21 protein-coding genes and 1 riboswitch are annotated in these 21,079 nt (G+C 62.8%); of the genes, 8 read left to right on the plus strand and 13 right to left on the minus strand.

All coding sequences use genetic code 11. The features are described 5' to 3' along the window. Window positions 1–453 (minus strand): hypothetical protein, encoded by a 453-nt coding sequence (locus QMG56_RS03810; RefSeq protein ID WP_230186598.1) that lies wholly within the window; start codon window positions 451–453, stop codon window positions 1–3. Window positions 454–536: 83 nt separating this feature from the next. After that, window positions 537–1,439 (minus strand): 4-hydroxybenzoate octaprenyltransferase, encoded by a 903-nt coding sequence (gene ubiA / locus QMG56_RS03815; protein ID WP_230186599.1) that lies wholly within the window; start codon window positions 1,437–1,439, stop codon window positions 537–539. A gap of 97 nt (window positions 1,440–1,536) precedes the next feature. On the opposite strand from ubiA, the gene QMG56_RS03820 reads away from it, so the two are divergent. Together QMG56_RS03820 and QMG56_RS03825 are read left to right on the plus strand one after the other, a co-directional pair. Beyond that, on the plus strand, window positions 1,537–2,289 hold the full coding sequence (locus QMG56_RS03820; protein ID WP_281821267.1) for a 16S rRNA (uracil(1498)-N(3))-methyltransferase: 753 nt from the start codon (window positions 1,537–1,539) through the stop codon (window positions 2,287–2,289). 103 nt (window positions 2,290–2,392) lie between these two features. Continuing rightward, the gene (locus QMG56_RS03825) at window positions 2,393–3,766 is read left to right on the plus strand and encodes a glutamate--cysteine ligase (protein ID WP_230186601.1); all 1,374 of its coding nucleotides are present in this window, start codon (window positions 2,393–2,395) and stop codon (window positions 3,764–3,766) included. Window positions 3,767–3,769: 3 nt separating this feature from the next. Here the strand turns inward: QMG56_RS03825 and QMG56_RS03830 are convergent, their stop codons facing one another. From QMG56_RS03830 to QMG56_RS03855, 6 genes are all read right to left on the minus strand, one after another. Continuing rightward, a complete protein-coding gene (locus QMG56_RS03830) occupies window positions 3,770–5,077 on the minus strand; it encodes an isoprenylcysteine carboxylmethyltransferase family protein (RefSeq protein WP_281821268.1) in 1,308 nt (435 codons plus the stop codon). Window positions 5,078–5,131: 54 nt separating this feature from the next. Beyond that, window positions 5,132–6,109 (minus strand): CorA family divalent cation transporter, encoded by a 978-nt coding sequence (locus QMG56_RS03835; protein ID WP_281821269.1) that lies wholly within the window; start codon window positions 6,107–6,109, stop codon window positions 5,132–5,134. A 66-nt stretch (window positions 6,110–6,175) separates the two neighbouring features. Continuing rightward, window positions 6,176–6,823: a DUF1345 domain-containing protein gene (locus tag QMG56_RS03840; protein WP_281821270.1), complete on the minus strand. Its 648-nt coding sequence runs from the start codon at window positions 6,821–6,823 to the stop codon at window positions 6,176–6,178. 47 nt (window positions 6,824–6,870) lie between these two features. After that, window positions 6,871–7,524 (minus strand): methyl-accepting chemotaxis protein, encoded by a 654-nt coding sequence (locus QMG56_RS03845; protein WP_281821271.1) that lies wholly within the window; start codon window positions 7,522–7,524, stop codon window positions 6,871–6,873. An 86-nt stretch (window positions 7,525–7,610) separates the two neighbouring features. Next, complete coding sequence (locus QMG56_RS03850; RefSeq protein ID WP_230186605.1) at window positions 7,611–8,828, minus strand: argininosuccinate synthase; 1,218 nt, start codon at window positions 8,826–8,828, stop codon at window positions 7,611–7,613. Between the two features lie 76 nt (window positions 8,829–8,904). Next, window positions 8,905–9,486 carry a TMEM165/GDT1 family protein gene (locus QMG56_RS03855; RefSeq protein WP_281821272.1) on the minus strand — a complete coding sequence of 194 codons (582 nt, stop codon included), beginning with the start codon at window positions 9,484–9,486 and terminating at the stop codon, window positions 8,905–8,907. 13 nt (window positions 9,487–9,499) lie between these two features. Then, window positions 9,500–9,687: riboswitch (yybP-ykoY riboswitch) on the minus strand. 142 nt (window positions 9,688–9,829) lie between these two features. Here QMG56_RS03855 and QMG56_RS03860 point away from each other — a divergent pair. From QMG56_RS03860 to QMG56_RS03875, 4 genes are all read left to right on the plus strand, one after another. Next, entirely contained in the window at window positions 9,830–11,344 is a 1,515-nt protein-coding gene (locus tag QMG56_RS03860) for a catalase (protein ID WP_281821273.1), read from the plus strand. Window positions 11,345–11,431: 87 nt separating this feature from the next. Beyond that, window positions 11,432–11,896, plus strand: a complete 465-nt coding sequence (locus QMG56_RS03865; RefSeq protein ID WP_230186608.1) for a Fur family transcriptional regulator — start codon at window positions 11,432–11,434, stop codon at window positions 11,894–11,896. 81 nt (window positions 11,897–11,977) lie between these two features. Beyond that, on the plus strand, window positions 11,978–13,903 hold the full coding sequence (dxs, locus tag QMG56_RS03870; protein WP_281821274.1) for a 1-deoxy-D-xylulose-5-phosphate synthase: 1,926 nt from the start codon (window positions 11,978–11,980) through the stop codon (window positions 13,901–13,903). A gap of 103 nt (window positions 13,904–14,006) precedes the next feature. Further along, window positions 14,007–14,273 carry a DUF3297 family protein gene (locus QMG56_RS03875; protein ID WP_281821458.1) on the plus strand — a complete coding sequence of 89 codons (267 nt, stop codon included), beginning with the start codon at window positions 14,007–14,009 and terminating at the stop codon, window positions 14,271–14,273. 3 nt (window positions 14,274–14,276) lie between these two features. On the opposite strand, the gene QMG56_RS03880 is transcribed toward QMG56_RS03875, so the two are convergent. From QMG56_RS03880 to recF, 3 genes are all read right to left on the minus strand, one after another. Beyond that, the gene (locus tag QMG56_RS03880; protein WP_281821275.1) at window positions 14,277–14,945 is read right to left on the minus strand and encodes a CHAP domain-containing protein; all 669 of its coding nucleotides are present in this window, start codon (window positions 14,943–14,945) and stop codon (window positions 14,277–14,279) included. Window positions 14,946–15,031: 86 nt separating this feature from the next. Continuing rightward, a complete protein-coding gene (locus tag QMG56_RS03885; protein ID WP_281821276.1) occupies window positions 15,032–15,544 on the minus strand; it encodes a CHAP domain-containing protein in 513 nt (170 codons plus the stop codon). A 132-nt stretch (window positions 15,545–15,676) separates the two neighbouring features. Next, window positions 15,677–16,741 (minus strand): DNA replication/repair protein RecF, encoded by a 1,065-nt coding sequence (gene recF / locus QMG56_RS03890; RefSeq protein ID WP_281821277.1) that lies wholly within the window; start codon window positions 16,739–16,741, stop codon window positions 15,677–15,679. Window positions 16,742–16,838: 97 nt separating this feature from the next. Between recF and QMG56_RS03895 the strand changes: the two genes are divergently transcribed. Both QMG56_RS03895 and QMG56_RS03900 read left to right on the plus strand, forming a co-directional pair. Then, the gene (locus tag QMG56_RS03895) at window positions 16,839–17,228 is read left to right on the plus strand and encodes a VOC family protein (protein ID WP_230186613.1); all 390 of its coding nucleotides are present in this window, start codon (window positions 16,839–16,841) and stop codon (window positions 17,226–17,228) included. A 10-nt stretch (window positions 17,229–17,238) separates the two neighbouring features. Further along, window positions 17,239–17,775: a peroxiredoxin gene (locus tag QMG56_RS03900; RefSeq protein WP_281821278.1), complete on the plus strand. Its 537-nt coding sequence runs from the start codon at window positions 17,239–17,241 to the stop codon at window positions 17,773–17,775. 192 nt (window positions 17,776–17,967) lie between these two features. On the opposite strand, the gene QMG56_RS03905 is transcribed toward QMG56_RS03900, so the two are convergent. After that, window positions 17,968–19,305, minus strand: a complete 1,338-nt coding sequence (locus tag QMG56_RS03905) for an HlyD family type I secretion periplasmic adaptor subunit (RefSeq protein WP_281821280.1) — start codon at window positions 19,303–19,305, stop codon at window positions 17,968–17,970. Window position 19,306: 1 nt separating this feature from the next. Continuing rightward, a complete protein-coding gene (locus tag QMG56_RS03910) occupies window positions 19,307–21,079 on the minus strand; it encodes a type I secretion system permease/ATPase (RefSeq protein ID WP_281821281.1) in 1,773 nt (590 codons plus the stop codon).

Consider the following 21,079-nt stretch of genomic DNA (forward strand, 5'->3'; position numbering starts at 1 on the left):
TCAGGCTTTCTTGCTTCTCAGGCGCTTGGCATTGGCGTTGGCGCCCGATTGCACGGGGGCCATGATCCGGTCGGACGCGGTGCTGGCACGCTTGATGGCGCGGCTGGACTGGACGGCCAGCGCCCGGCCCTGCGCGGCGGTCATCGGCTTTCCCGACAGCGCCATCGTCATCATCCGCTGCCAGATCGCGAAGCTGTCGGACTGCATGGCGGCCATTGCGCTCCATCCGGCGATGCCGGCTTGCGAGAAGGCTGTTACCTTTTCCGGCACCATCATCGACAGTTCGGCATAATCGCCGGTCATCGGGTTACGCAGGGCGTCGGCCATCAGCTTCGTGCGGTGATCGACGACATAAGCCGAATCGGTCGCCATCGTCCCCATGCGCTGAGTCGATTGGGCCACGGCGCTCCATGACGAGAGCATATCCGCCCATATTCCAAATGCATTCTTCACGGGGATTGGCTCCTGTTGTCGTGCGTGAACGCAGGACGACATCCTTTATGTCCGCTTCATACGGCTTTTTGATGGCAGGGCGATTACGCGCTGCCGACCACGAGGCAGGCAAGGAACATCAGCAGCCCGGCGAAGCGGTTGGAACGGAACTTGGTCAGCGGGTCCGCGCCGTCTTCCTTCAGCGTCGCGACCTGCCAGCCAAGATGCAGGGCCATTGGGAGCAAGGCCAGCAGGGCCAGCGGTTCAGGGCGGACCTGCCAGATGGCAGCGGCCCAGCAGGCCAGCGCCCCGGCGTAGAACAACGCCACACCGGGACGGACGCGCTTTCCCATGCGCAAGGCGCTGGACCGGACGCCGATCAGCGAGTCGTCCTCCCGATCCTGCAGCGCGTAGATGGTGTCGTAACCGATGACCCAGAGGATGCTCCCGGCGTAGAGCGTCAGCCCCGGCGCGGTCAGCGATCCGGCGATTTCGCTCCACCCGACCAGCGCGGCCCAACTGAAGACCAGCCCCAGCCACGCCTGCGGCCACCAGGTGATGCGCTTCATGAAAGGGTAGGCGGCGACCAGTGCAAGGCTGGCGAGGGCCACGACCTGCGCATAGAGCCGCAACTGGAGCAGGACGATGAGACCGAAGAAGCTGAGCGCAACCAGCCATATCCACGCGACTTTGAGCGAAAGGGCACCGCTGGCCAAGGGCCGTGCCGCTGTGCGAGCCACCTGCCGGTCCAGATCGCGGTCGACGATGTCGTTATAGACGCAGCCTGCGCCACGCATCGCGATGCTGCCCAGCAGGAACCATGCGATCATGTCCCACCGCGCAATTGCGCCGCCCGCCAACGCTATCGCCCAGGCACCGGGCCAGAACAGCAGCCACCAGCCGATCGGCCTGTCGAAGCGCGCGAGCAGGGCAAGGCTGCGCCATGTGGCGGGGAGGCGCGCCATCAGGCCACGGGCTTCGCTGTCGGGGACGATATTCTGGGTCACCTGTGTTCCGTTCGCCTGTGCTTGTCGAAATGCGGTTCTTGGTCTTTAGAAGAAAGCGGGTCGATATGTTCGGCCGAACGGATGGATGGATTTCTCGATGACTGCAACCCCTGCATGGCCGCCGCAAAGCGCACCGCGTTTGTATGTCGAAACGGCATTGGGGGAGGGCGTGTCAGTCGCGGTGGACGGCAATGCGGCACATTACCTGATCAGTGTGATGCGCGTGAAGGCGGATGAGATCGTGCTGCTGTTCGATGGCGCATCGGGGGAGTGGGCCGCGAAGGCGCGCGATATCCGCAAGCGCGATCTGGTGCTGGAGTGCGTCGCGCAGACGCGACCGCTGGAAACGACGCCCGATTTCTGGCTGTGTGTCGCGCCGATCAAGAAGGGACGGATCGACCTGATCGCGGAAAAGGCGTGCGAACTGGGCGTCGCGCGGCTGCAGCCGGTGCTGACCCGGCGCGCAGTGGTGGACAAGCTCAATCTGGATCGGTTGCGTGCGCATCTGGTGGAGGCTGCCGAACAGTGTGGGCGAACGGCGTTGCCGGAGCTTTCCGAGATGATGAAGCTGGATGCGCTGTTGCGTGACTGGCCCAACGGGCGGCATCTGTTCTTTGCCGATGAGACGGGAGGCGCGCCGATTGCGGAGGCTTTGACGGCGCATAAAGGCCCGGCAGCGTTTCTGGTCGGGCCGGAGGGCGGTTTCGATCCGGCTGAGCGCGACGCGATCCGCGCGCATCCCGCTGCAGTGCCGGTGTCGCTGGGGCCGCGTATCCTGCGCGCGGAGACAGCGGCCATTGCCGCTACGGCAGCGTGGATGACGCTGAATGGCGACTGGGCTAAAGAATAAAACAGTTTCGATCCGCAATGGGATTGCGTCGCCGATAGGTCGGGCTTATCTGCGATCCGTCCGCTCTATTTGACGTGTGCGGGGTAACAGCTAAGGGCGGCGCATGAGCACAAGGACAGATTCAGGCGGCAACGATCCGGTCATTGAAAGCCGCGATCAGCTCATTGCGCTTTTTGCCAAGGGGGAAAAGCCCCCCGAACGCTGGCGCATCGGCACCGAGCATGAGAAATTCGTCTATTCGATGAAGGATCATCACGCCCCCTCCTATGAGGAAAAGGGCGGTATCCATACGCTGCTCATCGGCCTGACCCGCTATGGCTGGAAGCCGGTGTTCGAAGGCGAGAACATCATCGCGCTGGCAGGCGACGACGGGACGATCAGTCTGGAACCGGCGGGACAGCTCGAACTGTCCGGCGCGCCGCTGGAAAATCTGCATCAGACCTGCGCGGAAACCGGGCGGCATCTGGAACAGGTGAAGTATGTCGGCGACATGCTGGGCGTCGGCTTTCTGGGCCTTGGCATGTGGCCGGACAAGACACGCGCCGAATTGCCGATCATGCCCAAGGGCCGTTATGAAATCATGCTGCGGCATATGCCGCGCGTGGGATCGATGGGCCTCGACATGATGCTGCGCACCTGCACCGTGCAGGTGAATCTGGATTATCAAAGCGAAGCGGGCATGGCGAAGATGTTCCGCACATCGCTGGCCTTGCAGCCGCTGGCGACGGCGCTGTTCGCCAACTCGCCCTTTACCGAAGGCAAGCCAAACGGCTTCCTGTCCTATCGCAGCCATATCTGGTCGGACACCGATCCGCACCGCACGGGCATGTTGCCCTTCGTGTTCGAGGATGGCTTCGGATATGAACGCTATGCCGACTATGCGCTCGACGTGCCGATGTATTTCGTGTTCCGCGATGGCAAATATATCGACGCTTCGGGCCTCTCGTTCCGCGATTTCCTTGAGGGCAAGCTGTCGGTGCTGCCGGGTGAAAAGCCCACGGAAAAGGACTGGGAAGATCATCTTTCCACCGCCTTCCCCGAAGTGCGCCTGAAAAGCTTCCTTGAAATGCGCGGTGCCGATGGCGGGCCGTGGGGGCGGATCTGTGCGCTGCCCGCGCTGTGGGTCGGCTTGCTGTATGACGAGACGGCGCTGAACGCGGCGTGGGACGTGGTGAAGGACTGGTCGATGGACGAGCGTCAGGCTCTGCGCGACTCGGTGCCGCGGCTCGGCCTCGACGCGCCTATCGGTGGCGGCAAGACATTGCGGCATATCGCGGGCGAAGTGCTGGAGATTTCGCGCAGCGGGCTGGCGGCGCGCGGGCGTCTGAACAGCGTGGGCGACAATGAAACCGGCTATCTGGCCGCGTTGCAGGATGTCGTGGCCAGCGGCAAGACACCGGCGGAGCGTTTGCTCGACCGCTATCATGGCGAATGGCAGGGCGATGTCAGCCGCGTATATGCCGAGGAAAGCTTTTAAGGCTTACTCGGCAGGCTGAACGGTCGGTGCAGGTCGAGGCGCTTTGATCCTTGCGATCAGGCGGTCGATCCAGCCGTTGCGGCGCATCCAGTCGCTATAGGCGGCATAAGCGGGGTCGGTGCCCAGATGCGCTTCCTCGGTCTTTGCGCGCCACAAATAGATGGCGCTGACAATCGCCATCGTCGCTGTGTTGCGCACCATGTCGACCAGGCTGTGCGTGGTGACGAGGAAGGGCAGGCTGGACAGCCACCAGAACAGGTTCTTCGATAGATAGGCCGGGTGGCGGGTCCAGCGATAGGGGCCGTGGGTGACGATCCCGCGATGCGTGAGGTTCGAGAAGCGCAGGCCGAATGCGACCGTCGCCCAGGCGTAGATGCCTGTGAGGATCACGAGGACGCTGCCGTAGAGCCATTGCACCGCGACGATTGCCGGTGTGTCTCCGGCGAGCCAGTGGCTCCAGTCGGCAGTGTTGTGATGGTAGTCGAGCGGGCCGCCATTGCCCATCAGCACGAATGGCGGATAGCAGATCAGCGCGGCGACCCATCCCGCGAGTAACGGATTGGCGGTGCGGATATGCGCGTCGAGCGGTTTCATGGTGAGCATATAGCCCACGGTCGCGAACGCTACGTCGATCAGGAACAGCAGCACGATCAGGAAATTGGCGAGACCGATGGGGTTGGCCAGCACGTCCGCCGGGTTCCACTGCACCAGATTGGCGAAGTTGGACGGCACGACCGAGAGCATGAAGGCAAGGAAGAAGCCCTTTACCAGCCATGCGCGGAGGTGATGCGCGACCTGTGCGCGGTCGGCCTTGCCTGCCGCGCCGCCGATCACCCATTGGCCGAAGGCGTAGGAGGCGTCGCGCGGCTCGATCAGGCGACGGTCAAGCCAGAGGACATAGGGGATGGAGGCCGCCAGCAGAAACGGGGCGGCTGTGCCGAACATCTCCATGGCGAAGCGATAGCCGCCGTCCCAATACCAGCGTCCAAGGCAATAAAGGACGGCAATGCCGCCCCATGTCGCCCACAGGCCAGTGATCTTGACGATGCTGATGTCGAGTGTATCGCGCCAAGGCCGGGGCGCGTTGTCCCAGTCTATGCCCGTGGACGCATTGCGGTGGACGCGGTCGACGAGCAGCGACCAGAGCACCATCGGGATGCCGCAGGCGATCACCGCCGCCATCCCCGCATAGGGGCCATCCATACCGTAATGCCACGCCACCAGCGTCCAGCCGATCAGGCCGACCAGACCGGCAATGCCGACGCCATGGCTTACCGCCGAAGGGGGGCAGGGATCGGACTGCGTGCGCATGCCGACCCGTCTAATGCAGAATGGTAATCAAGGCGTGAAGAGCAGCAGAGCCGATCAGGATCGGTGCAGGCCCATCGCCCGCAACATTGCATATACGCCGCCCGAGGAGGCAACGCCCAGCAATGCGGCCAATGCCGTGCCGTAGCCGCTGTGGGCAAAGGGCAGGCCGCCTGTATTCATGCCGAAAAACCCGGTGACGAGCGTGGCAGGCAGCAGCAAGGCGGAGAGGATGGACAGCACGTAGAGATTTTGATTGGTGCGTTGTGCAGCCTGCAAATCCGCTTCCTCGCGCAAGAGGCGAAGCTGGCTGTGAATCGAAAGCATTTCATCGTCAATGGCGCTCAATTGCTGCGCCAGCTTTTCCACGGTCGGGAGAAGCAATGCAGGCAAGTCCGCATCCTGTTCCATGCGTTTGAACACGTTGCGCATCCCCGAAAGCAGCCGGTGAAATTGCACGACGCGCTGCCGAATGCCTATCAACCGGCGGTGATCGAAGCGCTCGGCATGGTCGAGCAGTTCGTCTTCGAATTCTTCGATCTGCCGCGCCTGCGCCGATGCGACGCCGCCGATATTCTCGACGATGGCCGAAACCGCGAGATCCAGCGCATCGGCGGCGGATCGCACCGGAATCCGGTCCCGTTCGACATGGCGGCGGACTATGTCGGCCGACCGCAGCGGATGGTGGCGTGCCGTAACCATAAGCGACGGACCGAGCGCCATGCGTAGCACCCCGGTGCGTTCGGCATCCAGCCGATCGAAATCCCGCTCGACGTCATGCAGGACGCATCCCAGATATCCCTCTTCCACCAGCGCGCGCTGATGCTCCTCGGCGCCCAGCAGCATGGTCCGCAACCCGGCAGGAAGGCTGTCGGCGGTACGAATCCATTCGCGGTTGATCTGATCGGCGAGACTGAGGTGCAACCAGCGGAATGTTCCGGCCTGCGGCATGACCGTCAGATCGCTGTCCCCGCAAGGGACGGGAATGCCGTCCTCAAAGTCTATCGCCCAAATGGCTGTCGGCCCAAGTCCCATGCAGCGCCTCCGATGGTTCCATCATAACATGCCCGGCGGCGTCTTGTCTTCGCGCAGATGATGCCATCAGCCGCCGCCAAGAATGTTGATGGTGAACGCAATCACGCCCAGATTGAATATGAATGCGGCGAGGCAATGGAATATCGCTGTCTTGCGGACCGCCGTGTTGGTGATGCTGACGTCGGACGTCTGGAAGGTCATGCCCAGCGTGAAGGCGAAATAGATGAAATCCCAATAATTGGGCTGTTCGCTGTTGGGGAAGTCTATGCCGCCCTTTTCCGGTTCCTGTCCGTCCGCGATGTAGCAGATATGCGCATAATGCAGGGCGTAGACGGTGTTGGAGAATATCCAGGCAAGCGTCAGCGTGACGAGCAACAGAACGATGGCACCGCCCACGGGGGCATTGTGCGCAGTAACCGCCACGCCAACGGCAATCAGGATGACGAGCGTGACGATGAACGTCAGCAACAGCATCAGTTCGCGATTGGCATCGTTGTTCGCGGCGTTGCGGCGCATGGTGTCCGCGTCGGACTTCAGCAGCGGGTAGACCGAGACGAGGAACGCCGCCGCCGCTATGTCGAATGCGGCCATGAGTGCCTCATGCCAGGGGATCACCGTCAGGAGCGGACCGGCGATGACCAGCAGCGCCAGAAACATGCTGTACCGCCACGGGAATATCGGCGGTCGGCGGGAGGCTGAGGGAGCGCTGCGCATGCCGGAGCTAAGACGCATTTCCCGTCAATAGGCAAGAGGGCGACGGATCAGCGTGCGATGAGCAGCTTCGCCTTCATCGTCGCGTCCTGCGTATCGTAAGCGAGTTTCTTGACTTCGGTCGCGACGACGGAAAAGCCTCTGCCGGCGTCGCCTGCGCGGGCCGCTTCGATCGAAGCGTTCAGCGCCAGCAGATTGGTCTGGCGCGCGATTGAATCGATGGATTCGACGATCTGCGCGACCTCACGCAAGACATGCTCCACTTCGGTGCCGCGCGTCGCAATGGCATCGCGCATGTCGCGTTGCAGCGCATCCTGCGCAGCGATGGCGCGCTTTTCCTTGCTGATGTCGTTCGCGAATTTGACGATGCCGATCTGATCGCCCTTATCGTCCAGCAAGGGATTATAGCTGCCGTGAATCCAGATTTCGCGGCCTTTGCTGTCCAGCCGGGCATATTCGCGGCTGTCGAAACGGCCGCTGGCCAGCTTGCGCCAGAATTGGGCATAGTCGTCCGATTGCGCATAATCGGGTGTGCAGAACATGCGATGATGCTTGCCGACGATCTGGTCGAACCGATAGCCGAAGAGATCCAGAAAATTGTCGTTGGCGCCCGTGACATGCCCCTTCATGTCGAAGGTGGCGACTGTCGCACTGCGCTTCACCGCATGCCAAACTGCGCCAATGTTTGGCTGAATCCCGTGCATAAGTCTCTCCATCTCAATGAGACGGGCCTATGCGCGCAACCCTGAAAACATCCTTAAAGGCGCGTTTAGAAACGCCCTGATCCAGATCAGATATCCCGGCGACCCAGCAGGCGCAGACGCAGGGCATTGAGCTTGATAAAGCCCGCAGCATCGCGCTGATCGTAGGCGCCGGCGTCGTCTTCGAACGTCACGACCTTTTCGCTGTAGAGGCTGAAAGGCGACTTGCGCCCGGTGACCGAGACATTGCCCTTGTAGAGTTTCAGGCGGACGGTGCCGGTGACCTTTTCCTGGCTGTGGTCGATGGCGGCCTGAAGCATTTCGCGCTCCGGCGAGAACCAGAAGCCGTTGTAAAGCAATTCGGCATAACGCGGGGCCAGCTCGTCCTTCAGATGCGCGGCGCCGCGATCCAGCGTCAGTTGCTCTATCCCGCGATGGGCGAGGTGATAGATGGTGCCGCCGGGCGTTTCGTACATGCCGCGCGACTTCATCCCGACGAAGCGGTTTTCCACCAGATCGAGGCGACCGATGCCGTGCTTGCGGCCATATTCGTTCAGCGTTTCGAGCAAAGTCGCGGGTGACATGCCGACGCCGTTGATCGCCACGCCATCGCCGCGCTCAAAGTCAATGGTGATGGTTTCGGGCTGGTCGGGTGCGTCCTCCGGGTTGACGGTGCGCGAATAGACATAGTCGGGCACTTCGTCCCACGGGTCTTCCAGCACTTTGCCTTCAGACGAAGTGTGCAGCATGTTCGCGTCGGTGGAGAACGGGCTTTCGCCGCGCTTGTCCTTCGCAATGGGAATCTGATGCTCTTCGGCAAAGGCGATCAGGCGGGTACGGCTGGTCAGATCCCATTCGCGCCACGGGGCAATGACCTTGATATCCGGCTGGAGCGCGTAATAGCCGAGTTCGAAGCGGACCTGATCGTTGCCCTTGCCGGTTGCGCCATGGCTGACCGCGTCGGCGTTGACCATCTTGGCGATTTCGATCTGGCGCTTGGCAATCAGCGGCCGCGCGATGGACGTGCCGAGCAGGTACAGCCCTTCATACAGCGCATTGGCGCGCATCATCGGGAAAACATAATCCTTCACGAATTCTTCGCGCAGGTCGTCGATGAAGATATGCTCGGGCTTGACGCCCATCAGCTCGGCCTTCTTGCGCGCCGGTTCCAGCTCCTCGCCTTGCCCCAAGTCCGCCGTGAAGGTCACGACTTCGCAATTATAAGTCTGTTGCAGCCATTTCAGGATGACGCTGGTGTCGAGGCCACCGGAAAAGGCAAGGACGACGCGGTTGATCTGATCGGACATGTAAGCGGACTTTCGTGCAAAGGCGCGGACGTTTGGCGGGCCGGTAACAGGGGCGGGCGCGAATCGCAACTGCGCGTCACACCCATCCTTGCAACGAAGCGAGCAGCCAGAGGCCGAGCGCGAAGAACAGCGACGCCGCAACGATGCGCACGGTGCCGAGCGGGACGCGCTTGATGAGCGCTTCGCCCAGATAGACCGCAGGGACATTGGCGATCATCATGCCAAAGGTGGTGCCCGCCGTAACGGCCAGCACGTCGATCATATGCGTGCCGAATTGCGCGCCAAGGCCGATGGTCGCGATCTGTGTCTTGTCGCCCATTTCCACGAGGAAGAAGGCAACCAGCGTGGTCACGAACACGCCCGCGCGCGTCGGCGTCTTCATGTCGTCGTCGATCTTGTCCGGCACGAGCGTCCACAGCGCCATGGCGATGAACCCGGCGGCAATGGCATAGCGGAAGGCGGGACTGTCGAGCAGGCCCGCTATGCTGTGGCCGACCAGTGCGGCGAGGAAATGGTTGGCAAGGGTGGCCGCCAATATACCGGCGATGATGGGCACCGGCTTGCGAAAGCGCGTGGCGAGCAGGATCGCCAGCAATTGCGTCTTGTCGCCGATTTCGGCGAGCGCGACCACGGCGGTGGACGTGAGAAAAGCTTCCATGGGGTCAATATCCAGGGTCGGGCAGAAGAAAACGCAATGCCACCGGCCCTCCCGCCCGACCGGGACGGAAAGCCGATGCCATTGGTCTCGACAGACAGAACCGTATCGATCCTGTCCCGCGCACCATGATGTCTCCACCAAATATGTTGACGCGCGGCCCACGGAATGTCCGTGGCTGGCTACTCCCCAGATGACGTTTGGGGTAATAAGCCGATACGTGAAAAGTGCAAGCCGCGAAGGCATATCGTCTAAAACGATCAGTATGGGCACATTAATCAATTTTTTGATGGAATGGCGCTGGTATATCCCGGTGGTCAGATTCAGATATTGAAGGAGACGAGCGATGACAGATCAAGCCAAATCCGGCGGGCCGCAGATGACGACGAGCGCCGGGGCGCCGATTGCCGACAACCAGAATTCTCTGAGTGCCGGTCCGCGCGGTCCGCTGCTGCTGCAGGATTATCAGCTCCTCGAAAAGCTGGCGCATCAGAACCGCGAGCGTATCCCTGAGCGTGTCGTCCATGCGAAGGGCTGGGGCGCGCATGGCACGCTGCGGATTACCGGCGACATCAGCAAATATACAAAAGCGAAGGTGCTGCAGCCCGGCGCGGAAACGCCGATGATCGCGCGCTTTTCGACGGTGGCTGGCGAAGCGGGCGCAGCGGACGCCGAACGCGATGTGCGCGGCTTTTCGCTGAAATTCTACACGCCCGAAGGGAACTGGGATCTGGTCGGCAACAATACGCCGGTCTTCTTCGTGCGCGATCCGGTGAAGTTCCCTGACTTCATCCACACGCAAAAGCGCCATCCGCGCACCAATCTGCGTTCGCCGACGGCGATGTGGGATTTCTGGTCGCTGTCGCCGGAATCGCTGCATCAGGTGACGATCCTGATGTCGGATCGCGGCCTGCCGGTGGGCGTGCGCAACGTCAACGGCTATGGCAGCCACACGTTCAGCCTGCTTAACGATGCGGGCGAGCGGTTCTGGGTCAAGTTCCACTTCAAGACGATGCAGGGCCACAAGCACTGGACGAACGAGGAAGCGGCCGGCGTCGTCGGGCGGACTCGCGAATCGACGCAGGAAGATCTGTTCGAAGCCATCGAAACCGGCGACTTCCCCAAGTGGAAGATGCAGGTCCAGATCATGCCCGAACTGGATGCAGACAAGACGCCGTATAACCCGTTCGATCTGACGAAGGTGTGGCCACATGCCGATTACCCGCCGATCGACATTGGCGAGTTCGAACTGAACCGGAACGCTGACAACTATTTCTCGGAGATCGAGCAGGCGGCGTTCAGCCCGTCGAACATCGTGCCGGGCATCGGCTTTTCGCCCGACAAGATGCTGCAGGCGCGTATCTTCAGCTATGCCGACGCGCATCGCCATCGCATCGGGACGCATTATGAAGCGTTGCCGATCAATGCCCCCAAATGCCCGGTGAACCATTACCATAAGGATGGGGCGATGCGGTTCACGCCGAACAATCCCAATCCGGCGGCCTATTACGAACCGAACAGCTTTGGCGGTCCGGTCGAGGACAACAAGTTCCTCGAACCGCCGCTCAAGATTTCCGGCGATGCGGCGCGGTATAATCATCGCGACGGCAATGACGATTTCGGTCAACCGCGCGCATTGTTCGAGCTGTTCGACGATGGGGAGAAGCAACGGCTGTTCGCCAATATCGCTGCGGCGATGGGCGATATTCCGGACTTCATCGAGGAACGTCAGTGCAAGCTGTTCGATCAGGTGCATCCCGATTACGGCGCGGGCGTCCGCAAGGCGCGGGCCACGATCAAGGACCGCAATCCTTCGATCTCGGCACCCACGGATCAGGCGATGGCGGACGCCTCGGCCTGATCGACGAGACAATGACGAAGGCCGCATCCTTGACGGGTGCGGCCTTCGGCTATTGCCGCGATGCTGCCGCCGCCTTAGATAAGAGCGATGGCGCAGCAACATCATCACCACGAACCCACCGGCATGTCGCTGGCCAGCGAGGCGCAGGCGACGCTGGAGCGTAACGGCGAACAGTGGACGCCCATGCGCGCGGCCATTTTCGAGGCGCTGGCGGGGGAAGAAAAACCGGCGTCGGCCTATGACATTGCCGACACCGTATCGAAGGCGCGGGGCAAGCGCGTGGCGCCGAACAGCGTCTATCGCATTCTCGACCTGTTTGTGTCGTCCAACCTCGCCATGCGAGTGGAAAGCGCGAATGCCTATATCGCCAACGCGCATCCCGGCTGCCTGCACGATTGCATCTTTCTGGTGTGCCGCACCTGTGGCGAAGCGACGCATGTCGATGACGACACGCTGACCGGCAACGTGCGCAAACGCGCGGCCAATGAAGGGTTCATCGCCGAACGTCCGGTGATCGAGGTGCTGGGCACCTGCGCCAAATGTGCGGCCTGACCAACTGTATTTCTGAAATATTACGACATTCGACAGGAAAAGCGGAACCGGCTAAGCTGGGGCCAGGAGATACGCTTCATTATGTCAGAACGCCCCTCTACCCCGTTGCTCGATCAGGTTAATCTGCCTGCCGACCTGCGTAAACTGGAACCCGAACAGCTTTCCCAACTGGCCGACGAGTTGCGGCAGGAAGTGATTTCGGCTGTCGGTGTGACCGGTGGCCATCTGGGGTCCGGACTGGGCGTGGTCGAGCTGACCACGGCGATCCATTATGTATTCGACACGCCCAACGACCGGCTGGTTTGGGACGTGGGGCATCAATGCTATCCGCACAAGGTGCTGACGGGGCGTCGCGACCGCATCCGTACACTGCGCGCGGGCGGCGGCCTGTCGGGCTTCACCAAGCGTTCGGAAAGCGAATATGATCCGTTTGGTGCGGCGCACAGTTCGACTTCGATCAGCGCGGCTTTGGGCTTTGCGATTGCCAACAAGCTGAAAGGCACGCCGGGCAAGGGCATTGCCGTGATCGGCGACGGCGCGATGTCGGCGGGCATGGCCTATGAAGCGATGAATAACGCGCGCGAAGCAGGTAACCGGCTGGTCGTGATCCTGAACGACAACGACATGTCGATTGCGCCGCCGGTCGGCGGTCTGTCGGCCTATCTGGCGCGGATCGTTTCGAGCCGTGAATTCCTGTCGGTGCGCGATGCGTTGAAGCGCGTCGCGCGCAGATTGCCCCTGCCGCTGCAGAAGGCCGCGAAGAAGACCGACGAATTTGCGCGCGGCATGGCGATGGGCGGTACGCTGTTCGAGGAATTGGGCTTTTATTATGTCGGTCCCATCGACGGGCATAATCTGGACCAGTTGATCCCCGTCCTCGAAAATGTCCGCGATGCCGAGGAGGGCCCGATTCTGGTCCATGTCGTGACCAAGAAGGGCAAAGGCTATGGCCCTGCCGAAGCGGCCAGCGATAAATATCACGGCGTCCAGAAATTTGACGTCGTCACCGGCGCGCAGGCGAAGGCCCCGCCGGGACCGCCCAGCTATACTGGCGTATTTGCCAAGGCGCTGATTGCCGAAGCGCAGAAGGACAGCCGGGTATGCGCGATTACGGCGGCGATGCCGGCTGGTACGGGGCTGGACAAGTTTCAGGAGCTGTTCCCCGACCGCACATTCGACGTGGGTATTGCGGAGCAACATGCGGTGACGTTCGCGGCAGGCCTTGCGGCGCAGGGGATGCGGCCGTTCTGTGCGATCTACTCGACATTCCTGCAGCGCGCCTACGATCAGGTCGTGCACGATGTGGCGATTCAGAATCTGCCGGTGCGCTTTGCCATCGACCGCGCCGGTCTGGTGGGCGCGGACGGCAGCACCCATGCGGGCAGCTTCGACGTGACCTATCTGGCGACGCTCCCCAATTTCGTGGTGATGGCGGCGGCGGACGAGGCCGAACTGGTGCACATGGTGCATACCTGCGCGCAGCATGACAGCGGGCCGATTGCAGTGCGGTATCCGCGCGGCAATGGCACCGGCGTTGCGTTGCCCGAAACGCCCGAACTGCTGGAGATCGGCAAGGGCCGGATCGTGCGGCAGGGGCATAAGGTTGCGATATTGTCGCTGGGCACGCGGCTGGAGGAAGCGCTGAAAGCGGCGGATGCGCTGGAGGCCAAGGGCCTGTCCACGACCGTGGCCGATCTGCGCTTTGCCAAGCCGCTGGATCAGGAGATGATCCGCAAGCTGCTGTCCACGCATGATGTGGCGGTGACGGTGGAGGAAGGCTCGGTCGGCGGTCTGGGCGCGCATGTGCTGACGCTGGCGAGCGATCTGGGTCTGACCGATGCGGGGCTCAAAATCCGCACGCTGCGTCTGCCGGATCTCTTTCAGGATCAGGACAAGCCGGAAAAGCAATATGCCGACGCGGGGCTGGATGCCGACGGCATCGTGCATACGGTGCTGACCGCTTTGCGGCACAACAGCGCCGGTGTGGTGGGCGAAGTGCGGGCGTGACGGTTGACGCCGTGGCCCGTCCGGGGTTAGGCGCACGGCTTTCCAGCAGGATATGACAATGACCGATACGCCAGAAACCCCAGTTCCTGAAACGGATGCGCCGATTGGCGATACGCCGCCCGACCGCCTGTCGACCAATCCGCGCAGCCCGCATTTCGACATGGACGTGCTTCAGCGCGGCATCGGCATCCGCTTCAAGGACCGCGTGCGCAATGACGTGGAAGAATACAGCATTTCGGAAGGCTGGATTCGCGTTGCCGCCGGCAAGACCAAGGATCGCCACGGCCAGCCGCTGACCATCAAGCTGTCCGGCCCCGTCGAGGCTTGGTACGAAAATCCCGCCGAAGATGCGGACCCCACCGCCGAGTAACGCTTACTTGATCTTGGCGGTGCGTTTCACGTCGCGGATAATGTCGGCGAGTGTGCGGACATCGTCGCTGCGGGTGACATCGGCATAAGCGAGGCGCGGGGGCTTTTTGCGCGCGGGAGCGGCCTCTTCGATGTCGTCGCCATCGGCTTTATCGTAAGCGACGTTTTGCGTGAGACGCGTGCCGCTCATGCCGTTGAACGGATGCAGCCGCGCGCCTTCGCCATAAATGAATCCGAAGGTGGGATTGATGCGCGCGCCCATCTGGCCGGTCGGGCTGTGCCATACGCGGACTTCGCTCCAGTCGCCGTCTTCGGACACGTCGATGGCGCGGACGTCTTCCTCGATGGCGCCGGGGGACGACCAGTTGGCGTGGCGTATCAGAATCTCGCGGGATGACAGGATCGCACTGACGACGGCGACATGGCCTAGTTGCATAGGGCCGAAGGGCTGGAATGCCAGCACCGCCCCTTTGCGCGGACGGTGGCCGCGATCATAGCGTCCGGCGGCCTGATCCCACCATGTCCATGCGTCGCCATAAAGCGACACGCCGGAGACGACACGGGCATAAGGCACGCATTGCAGGATATCGGCGGCGCGTAGCGGCATCGTTATGGAAAGGGCGAGGCCGGAAGCGAGCAGCCATGCCGCGATCTTGCCCTGAAATCGTCCCATGCCTGTGATCCCGAATCCGTAACGCTTTGAACGGGAACGAGTATAGGCAGCGAATGCCTAGCAACGGGTTAAGGACGTTTGGCGGCTTAGCGCGAGCGCGCGATGTCGAGAGCGGCGATCTGTACCGGCTTCTCGGAAAGCGTCGATTTCGACGGGTAGATGAAACCGCGTGCGGCATTGGACCGCTTGCCGAGGTTACCGATCGGGCCGTACCAGACCTTTACGTCGCTCCAGTCATTGTTAGGCGACACGTCGACGGCGCGGACATCATGTTCGATGCCGCCGCGATAGGACCAGTTGGCGTGGGTGAGGAGAACTTCGCGCTCGGATACGACGCGGCTGACCATGGCGACGTGACCGGCGGGCATCGAACGGCTGGACGAGAAGGACAGGACTGCGCCTACGCGGGGCTGCTGGCCGCGATCATATTGACCTTCTGCCTGCTGCCACCAGTCTGCTGCGCGACCGAAAAGCTGAATGCCGGAAATCTGACGGGCATAGGGTGCGCACTGCAAGGTGCCTGCCATGGCCGATGTGTTCGCTGAAATAAGGCCGAGCGACACGACCAGCGCAAAGAGCGCCCGAACTATAGCTTGCATTATCTTTTGCGACCCCTCGCTTTGGCTTGAGGGGGTTAAAGGCGATCCTCGGTTCGTCCGCTACCGCACTGCGGCAAAACGTTGCGAGGGCAGGGTGCACCGTTCATCCTGCGTTCAATTGAGGGGAACATTTCAGACGCGGGCTATGTGGCCCGCTTCGACATGCAGCCGGGTGGCGTCCGGCAGCCCTTCGAACAGCGCGGATTCCGTGCCGGTCATCCACACTTGCCCGCCCGTGGCGGCCAGCCGATCGAACAGGGCAAGGCGGCGTGAAGGGTCGAGATGGGCGGCGACTTCGTCCAGCAGCAGGACCGGCGGATGACCGGCGCGGTCCGATACCAGCGCGGCATGGGCCAATATGATCGAAAGCAGCAACGCCTTTTGCTCGCCGGTGGAACAGAGCGCGGCGGGCTGATCCTTCGCCGCGTGGATGACAAGCAGGTCGGTGCGATGCGGGCCGGTGAGGGTGCGTCCGGCGGCAGCGTCGCGCCTGCGTCCTTCGCGCAGTTGGTCGGAAAGCGGCACGTCGTTTCCGCTCCAGCCTTCCAACGTGAGTAGGGGCCGCGCGAACGGGCCATCGGGCTGGGTCAGCAGCGTCTGCGCCAATGCCGCGACGGTGTCGGTTCGGGCCTCGGTCAGCGCCGTGCCATGGACCTCCATCTGGCTTTCCAGCGCGGACAGCCATGCCGGATCGGGGGCGCGGGCGTCGGCGAGCAGGCTGTTGCGGCTGCGCATCGCCGCTTCGTAGCGGGTGCTGTGGGTCGCATGGCCGGGATGCAGCGCAAGCGTCAGCCGGTCGAGAAACCGCCGCCGCCCGCCCGGGCTTTCGGCGAACAGGCGATCCATGGCGGGGGTGAGCCACAGGACGGAGAGACGCTCGGCCAGCGCAGTCGCGGCGCTGGGGCTGCCGCCGATCCGCACGGTGCGCCGGTCGGGCGCGCCGGGCAGGGTTCCGGTGCCGATGGTGACATCGTCGACCTGCGCCGCGATGCCGAAGCCGCCGCTGCCCCCTTGCCGCGCCATGTCGCGCAACGCCGCGCCGCGCAGGCCGCGTCCCGGCGCGAGCAGCGAGATAGCCTCCAATACGTTGGTCTTGCCTGCGCCATTTTCCCCCGTGAGCACCACGAACGGATGCGCCGGGACGATCAAGGCATCCTCATGGTTGCGAAAGTCGCTGACGGTGAGGCGGCTGAGCATCGCTGTGCTCTAGCGGGCTTTGTGGGGTATGATAAGGTTGGATTGTCATGCGCTGTGGCGGCGCGACTCGCCTACGGCCATCCATAGGAGAAGGACGATGCCGGTTCTGGGAATGGGTGGGCTGTTCTTTCGGGCGAAAGATCCCGATGCGCTGTCGGCCTGGTACAAGGCGCATCTGGGCATCGGCGCGGGCTGCGTTACCGATCCCGATCAGACGGCCGACGAATGGGCATGGATCACTCAGGGTGGACCGATGATATTCGCGCCGTTCAAGGCCGACACCGATTATTTCGCGGCGGACAAGGCGTTCATGATCAATTTCCGTGTTGCCGACCTGGACGGGATGCTCGCGCGCTTGCGTGAGGCGGGAATTGCGATCATCACCAATGCCGATTGGGATCATCCCGATGTCGGGCGTTTTGCCCGTATTCATGACCCTGAAGACAATGCCATCGAACTGTGGGAACCCCCGACCCGCGCCCTTTAGGAGTGTACCGATGAAATTATGCCTTTCCCTGATCGCTGCGACTGCTCTGGCCTTCGCGCCTGCCGCCGCCAATGCCGCGTTGGCCGTGGGTGCCAAGGCGCCTGACTTCACGACGCGCGGTGCGCTCGCCGGTAAGGTGCGGCAGATCCATCTGGCGGACGAGCTGAAGAAGGGGCCCGTGGTGCTCTATTTCTTCCCCGCTGCCTTTACGCCGGGTTGCACAGCCGAAGCGCGCGAATTTGCCGATGCGACCGATGCGTTCAAGAAAGCCGGGGCGACGGTGATCGGCATGTCGGCGGACCCGGTGGACAAGCTCGCCAAATTCTCGGTCGAGGAATGCCGTAACAAGTTCACCGTGGCGTCTGCCGGTCCGGCTGTGATCTCAGGCTATGACGTCGTCCTGCCGCAGCGCACGACGTTGTCCAACCGGACATCCTATGTGATCGCCCCCACGGGCCGCATTGCCTATGTGCACAGCGAAATGAGCTATGCCGCGCATGTGAAGAACACGCTGGCCGCCGTGCAGGCGATGAAGAAGGGGAAGTAAGGCTTTCGCTCTTATGCCCATTAGCTATGACCCCCCACCGTTCCCCTGCGAAAGCAGGGGTCCAGTGTGGGGCATGTAGCGCCTTGTTGCCCTGGACCCCCGCTTTCGCGGGGGAACGGTTCACAGGCTATACGCGCCAAACACGTCCAGCATGGCCGCCGTTTCAATCCCGCGAACGTCTAAATCCGTATATTAATTATCGCGGAAAGCGCGCTGGATCTGGTCGCGTAGCGGCTTGGTCAGATAGGACAGCATCGTGCGGCTGCCGCTTTCCATGAAGATTTCGGCGGGCATCCCGGCCTTCATCTTCACGCCGTTGTTCTTTGCGGCTTCGCGCGCGTCGATTTCCACGCGAACCGGGAAATAGCTGCGCTGTCCTGACGGATCGACGGTCCGCTCGGCGGCGACGAACACCACCTTGCCCTGCAGTTCGGGCGTTGCCGTGGCGTTGGCCGAGGTCAGGCGGATGCGCGCGACCTGACCGGCATGGACGCGGTCTATATCGGCAGGATTGACAGCGCCTTCGACCAGCAGGCGATCCTGATCGGGCACGATTTCCATGATCACGTCGGCGGGGCGGATCACGCCGCCGATGGTGGCGGCGGACAGCTTGTCCACTACGCCCGAATACGGCGCGCGGATCATCGTGCGGCTTTGTGCGTCCATCGCCGACACGCTGCGCGACTGCTGCTGATTGAGGGCGGAGTTGATCTCGGCAAGCTGAACGCCCGCGTCGGAACGGCGCGTCTCTGAGATCTGGATGATCTGCTGCCGCGTTTCGGCGATTTTCGCCATCGTCTGGGCGATCTGGGCATTGAGCGCGCCGACGCTGCCGCTCAGGTCGACCGAGGTGCGTTCCAGTTGGTTGACGCGATTGAGCGTCACCAGCTTCTTGCCGTAGAGTTCGCGGACGCCCTCCAGCTCGGGCTTGATCAGCACGGCCTGCTTTTGCAGCGCGGCGATTTGCGCGCGGTATCCGGCGATTTCCTGACCATATTGGCCGATGCGCGATTGCAGTTGCGCGGAGAGGCCGGAGCCTTCCGACCGGCGAATGGCGAACAGCTTCTGCTCGTCGGCCATGGCGCTCTTCGCGCTGAAGTCGGTGCGTTTCACCAGCGCTTCGGGAAAGCGAATGCTGCTATCGCCCAGCCGTTCGGCCTCCAGCCGCGCGCGCTGCGCCGTCAACTGATCGACGGAGAGCGCAGAAAGCTCCGCGTCGGTGCCGAGCACCTTGTCGTCCAGCCGCATCAGCAACTGGCCCTTGCGGACATGCTGGCCATTTTGCACCAGAATTTGCGCGACGGTGCCGCCGGTCGGATGCGTAATCTGCTTCACGTGCGATTCGACGCCCAATTGCCCGCTGGCGACGATGGCGCCGCCGATGGGAATGAGCGCCGCTGCGCCACCGATCCCGAAGACGAGCAACGCCATCAGGCCGACCGCGGTTTTCAGCGTGCCATTGAGGCGCGCTTCGGGTTCGAAGGGGGCTGCCGCGCTCTGCGGCAACAGGGCAAGGGCGTGTTCGGTCATGTCAGGCAGCCTGCTGCTGAGCGGAGGAATCGGGCGAGGTCGGGGAGGGCGGCGAAGGCAGCTTCACGAATTTCTCCAATATCTCGTCGCGCGGTCCGAAGCCGTCGGCACGACCGTCGCGCATCACCAGCACCAGATTGACGGCGGCAAGCGCCGAGGGGCGATGCGCCACGACGATGGCGATGCCGCCCCGCGCGCGGACGGAGAGGATGGCAGCGCTCAGCGCCCGCTCACCTGCGCCATCCAGATTGGAATTGGGCTCGTCGAGCAGCACGAGGAACGGATCGCCGTACAGCGCGCGGGCAAGGCCAATGCGTTGCCGTTGTCCGGCGGAGAGGCTGGCGCCGTCATGCCCCACCGGCGTCTGATAGCCCAGCGGCATGGCGACGATCATGTCATGCACGCCCGCTGCCTTTGCCGCAGAGATGATGGCATCGGAATTCTGGCCGGGCATGAAGCGGGAGATGTTGTCGGCGATACTGCCTTCGAACAGCTCGACCATCTGCGGCATATAACCGATCGACCGGCCCAATATGTCGGACGGCCACTGATCGAGCGTCGCGCCGTCCAGCCGCACGGCACCGCGCGCAGGACGCCACGCGCCGACGAGGGCGCGTGCCAGCGAGGATTTTCCCGCCGCGCTTGGCCCGATGACGGCCAGCGCCTGACCGGCTTCCAGCGTGAAATCGACGCCCTGCACAGTCAGCTTCTGCGTACCCGGCGGGGCAACGAACAGGCTCTGCACGTCCAGCCGCATGGTCGGTGCGGGCAGCAATGTCTGGCGTTCCGGCTCGACGGGGATGTCGTGCAGCAATCTGGACAGCCGTCGCCAGCCGATCTTTGCCGCAGCGAATGCGCGCCAGTTGGCAATCGCCTGATCGATCGGCGCCAGTGCGCGCGCGGACAGGATGGAGGACGCGAAAATCACGCCGCCGCTGGCCTTGCCGTCGATGACCAGCAGCGCGCCAACGGTCAGGATCGCCGATTGCAGGAACAGGCGACCCAGACGGCTGAGACCGCCCAACACCCCGGTCGAGCGTGCAAGGCTGCTCTGCGCGGACAGGAACATGCGGTTGATATTCTGCCACCGTTCTTCCATCCGGCCGCGCATCCCGAGTGCGGTGAGCAGTTCGACATGGCGAAGGTTGGTTTCGGCCATGCCATTGCGATAGGCCGCGACCTGGCTGAGCTTGGCAGCGGGCGCCTTTATCGCGCGGTCGGTCAGGACCGTGAGGCCCAGCAGCAAGATCGCGCCGATCAGCGCCGTGACGCCGATCCAGACGTGCAGCAGGAACAGGATTCCGAGGAAGAACAGGATCCACGGCAGGTCCATGATCGTGCCGGGGCCGGAACCGGACATGAAGGTGCGGATGTTTTCCAGGTCGCGCATCGGCGTCAGACCGTCGCCGGGCATAGCGTGGCCACGCAGCGCCGCGTCGGAAATCGCCCGTTGCACGCGCGGCGACCATTCGCGGTCCATCGCCGACGCGATGTCGCCCAATATGCGGGTGCGCATCGTGTCGAACACGCCCTGAAATGCATACATGCCGACCAACAGGATCAGCAGGCCGATCAGGGTGGGGATGCTGCGGCTGGGCAGGACCGAGTCATAGACCAGCATCATGTAGAGCGCGCCGCTCAGTTGCAGGACGCTTAGCACGGCGCTTAAGAAACCGACGGTGATCCACGCGGCGCGGTATCGCCGCACGGCTGTCATCAGGTCCGACCCGGTGCCTTCGACGGTGGGTGGCGACGCTGTCGTCAGCGCCGTCAT

It is taken from the genome of Sphingobium sp. BS19 (genome assembly GCF_027925545.1).
Classification (GTDB): Bacteria; Pseudomonadota; Alphaproteobacteria; order Sphingomonadales; family Sphingomonadaceae; genus Sphingobium.

Bases quoted from the DNA above. Each gene is read 5' to 3' on its own strand.
- QMG56_RS03820 (WP_281821267.1), top strand. From the start codon at position 1,537: ATGACTGCAACCCCTGCATGGCCGCCGCAAAGCGCACCGCGTTTGTAT.
- QMG56_RS03825 (WP_230186601.1), top strand. From the start codon at position 2,393: ATGAGCACAAGGACAGATTCAGGCGGCAACGATCCGGTCATTGAAAGC.
- QMG56_RS03830 (WP_281821268.1), bottom strand. From the start codon at position 5,077: ATGCGCACGCAGTCCGATCCCTGCCCCCCTTCGGCGGTAAGCCATGGC.
- QMG56_RS03835 (WP_281821269.1), bottom strand. From the start codon at position 6,109: ATGGGACTTGGGCCGACAGCCATTTGGGCGATAGACTTTGAGGACGGC.
- QMG56_RS03840 (WP_281821270.1), bottom strand. From the start codon at position 6,823: ATGCGCAGCGCTCCCTCAGCCTCCCGCCGACCGCCGATATTCCCGTGG.
- QMG56_RS03845 (WP_281821271.1), bottom strand. From the start codon at position 7,524: ATGCACGGGATTCAGCCAAACATTGGCGCAGTTTGGCATGCGGTGAAG.
- QMG56_RS03850 (WP_230186605.1), bottom strand. From the start codon at position 8,828: ATGTCCGATCAGATCAACCGCGTCGTCCTTGCCTTTTCCGGTGGCCTC.
- QMG56_RS03855 (WP_281821272.1), bottom strand. From the start codon at position 9,486: ATGGAAGCTTTTCTCACGTCCACCGCCGTGGTCGCGCTCGCCGAAATC.
- QMG56_RS03860 (WP_281821273.1), top strand. From the start codon at position 9,830: ATGACAGATCAAGCCAAATCCGGCGGGCCGCAGATGACGACGAGCGCC.
- QMG56_RS03865 (WP_230186608.1), top strand. From the start codon at position 11,432: ATGGCGCAGCAACATCATCACCACGAACCCACCGGCATGTCGCTGGCC.
- dxs (WP_281821274.1), top strand. From the start codon at position 11,978: ATGTCAGAACGCCCCTCTACCCCGTTGCTCGATCAGGTTAATCTGCCT.
- QMG56_RS03880 (WP_281821275.1), bottom strand. From the start codon at position 14,945: ATGGGACGATTTCAGGGCAAGATCGCGGCATGGCTGCTCGCTTCCGGC.
- QMG56_RS03885 (WP_281821276.1), bottom strand. From the start codon at position 15,544: ATGCAAGCTATAGTTCGGGCGCTCTTTGCGCTGGTCGTGTCGCTCGGC.
- recF (WP_281821277.1), bottom strand. From the start codon at position 16,741: ATGCTCAGCCGCCTCACCGTCAGCGACTTTCGCAACCATGAGGATGCC.
- QMG56_RS03895 (WP_230186613.1), top strand. From the start codon at position 16,839: ATGCCGGTTCTGGGAATGGGTGGGCTGTTCTTTCGGGCGAAAGATCCC.
- QMG56_RS03900 (WP_281821278.1), top strand. From the start codon at position 17,239: ATGAAATTATGCCTTTCCCTGATCGCTGCGACTGCTCTGGCCTTCGCG.
- QMG56_RS03905 (WP_281821280.1), bottom strand. From the start codon at position 19,305: ATGACCGAACACGCCCTTGCCCTGTTGCCGCAGAGCGCGGCAGCCCCC.
- QMG56_RS03910 (WP_281821281.1), bottom strand. From the start codon at position 21,079: ATGACGGCGCTGACGACAGCGTCGCCACCCACCGTCGAAGGCACCGGG.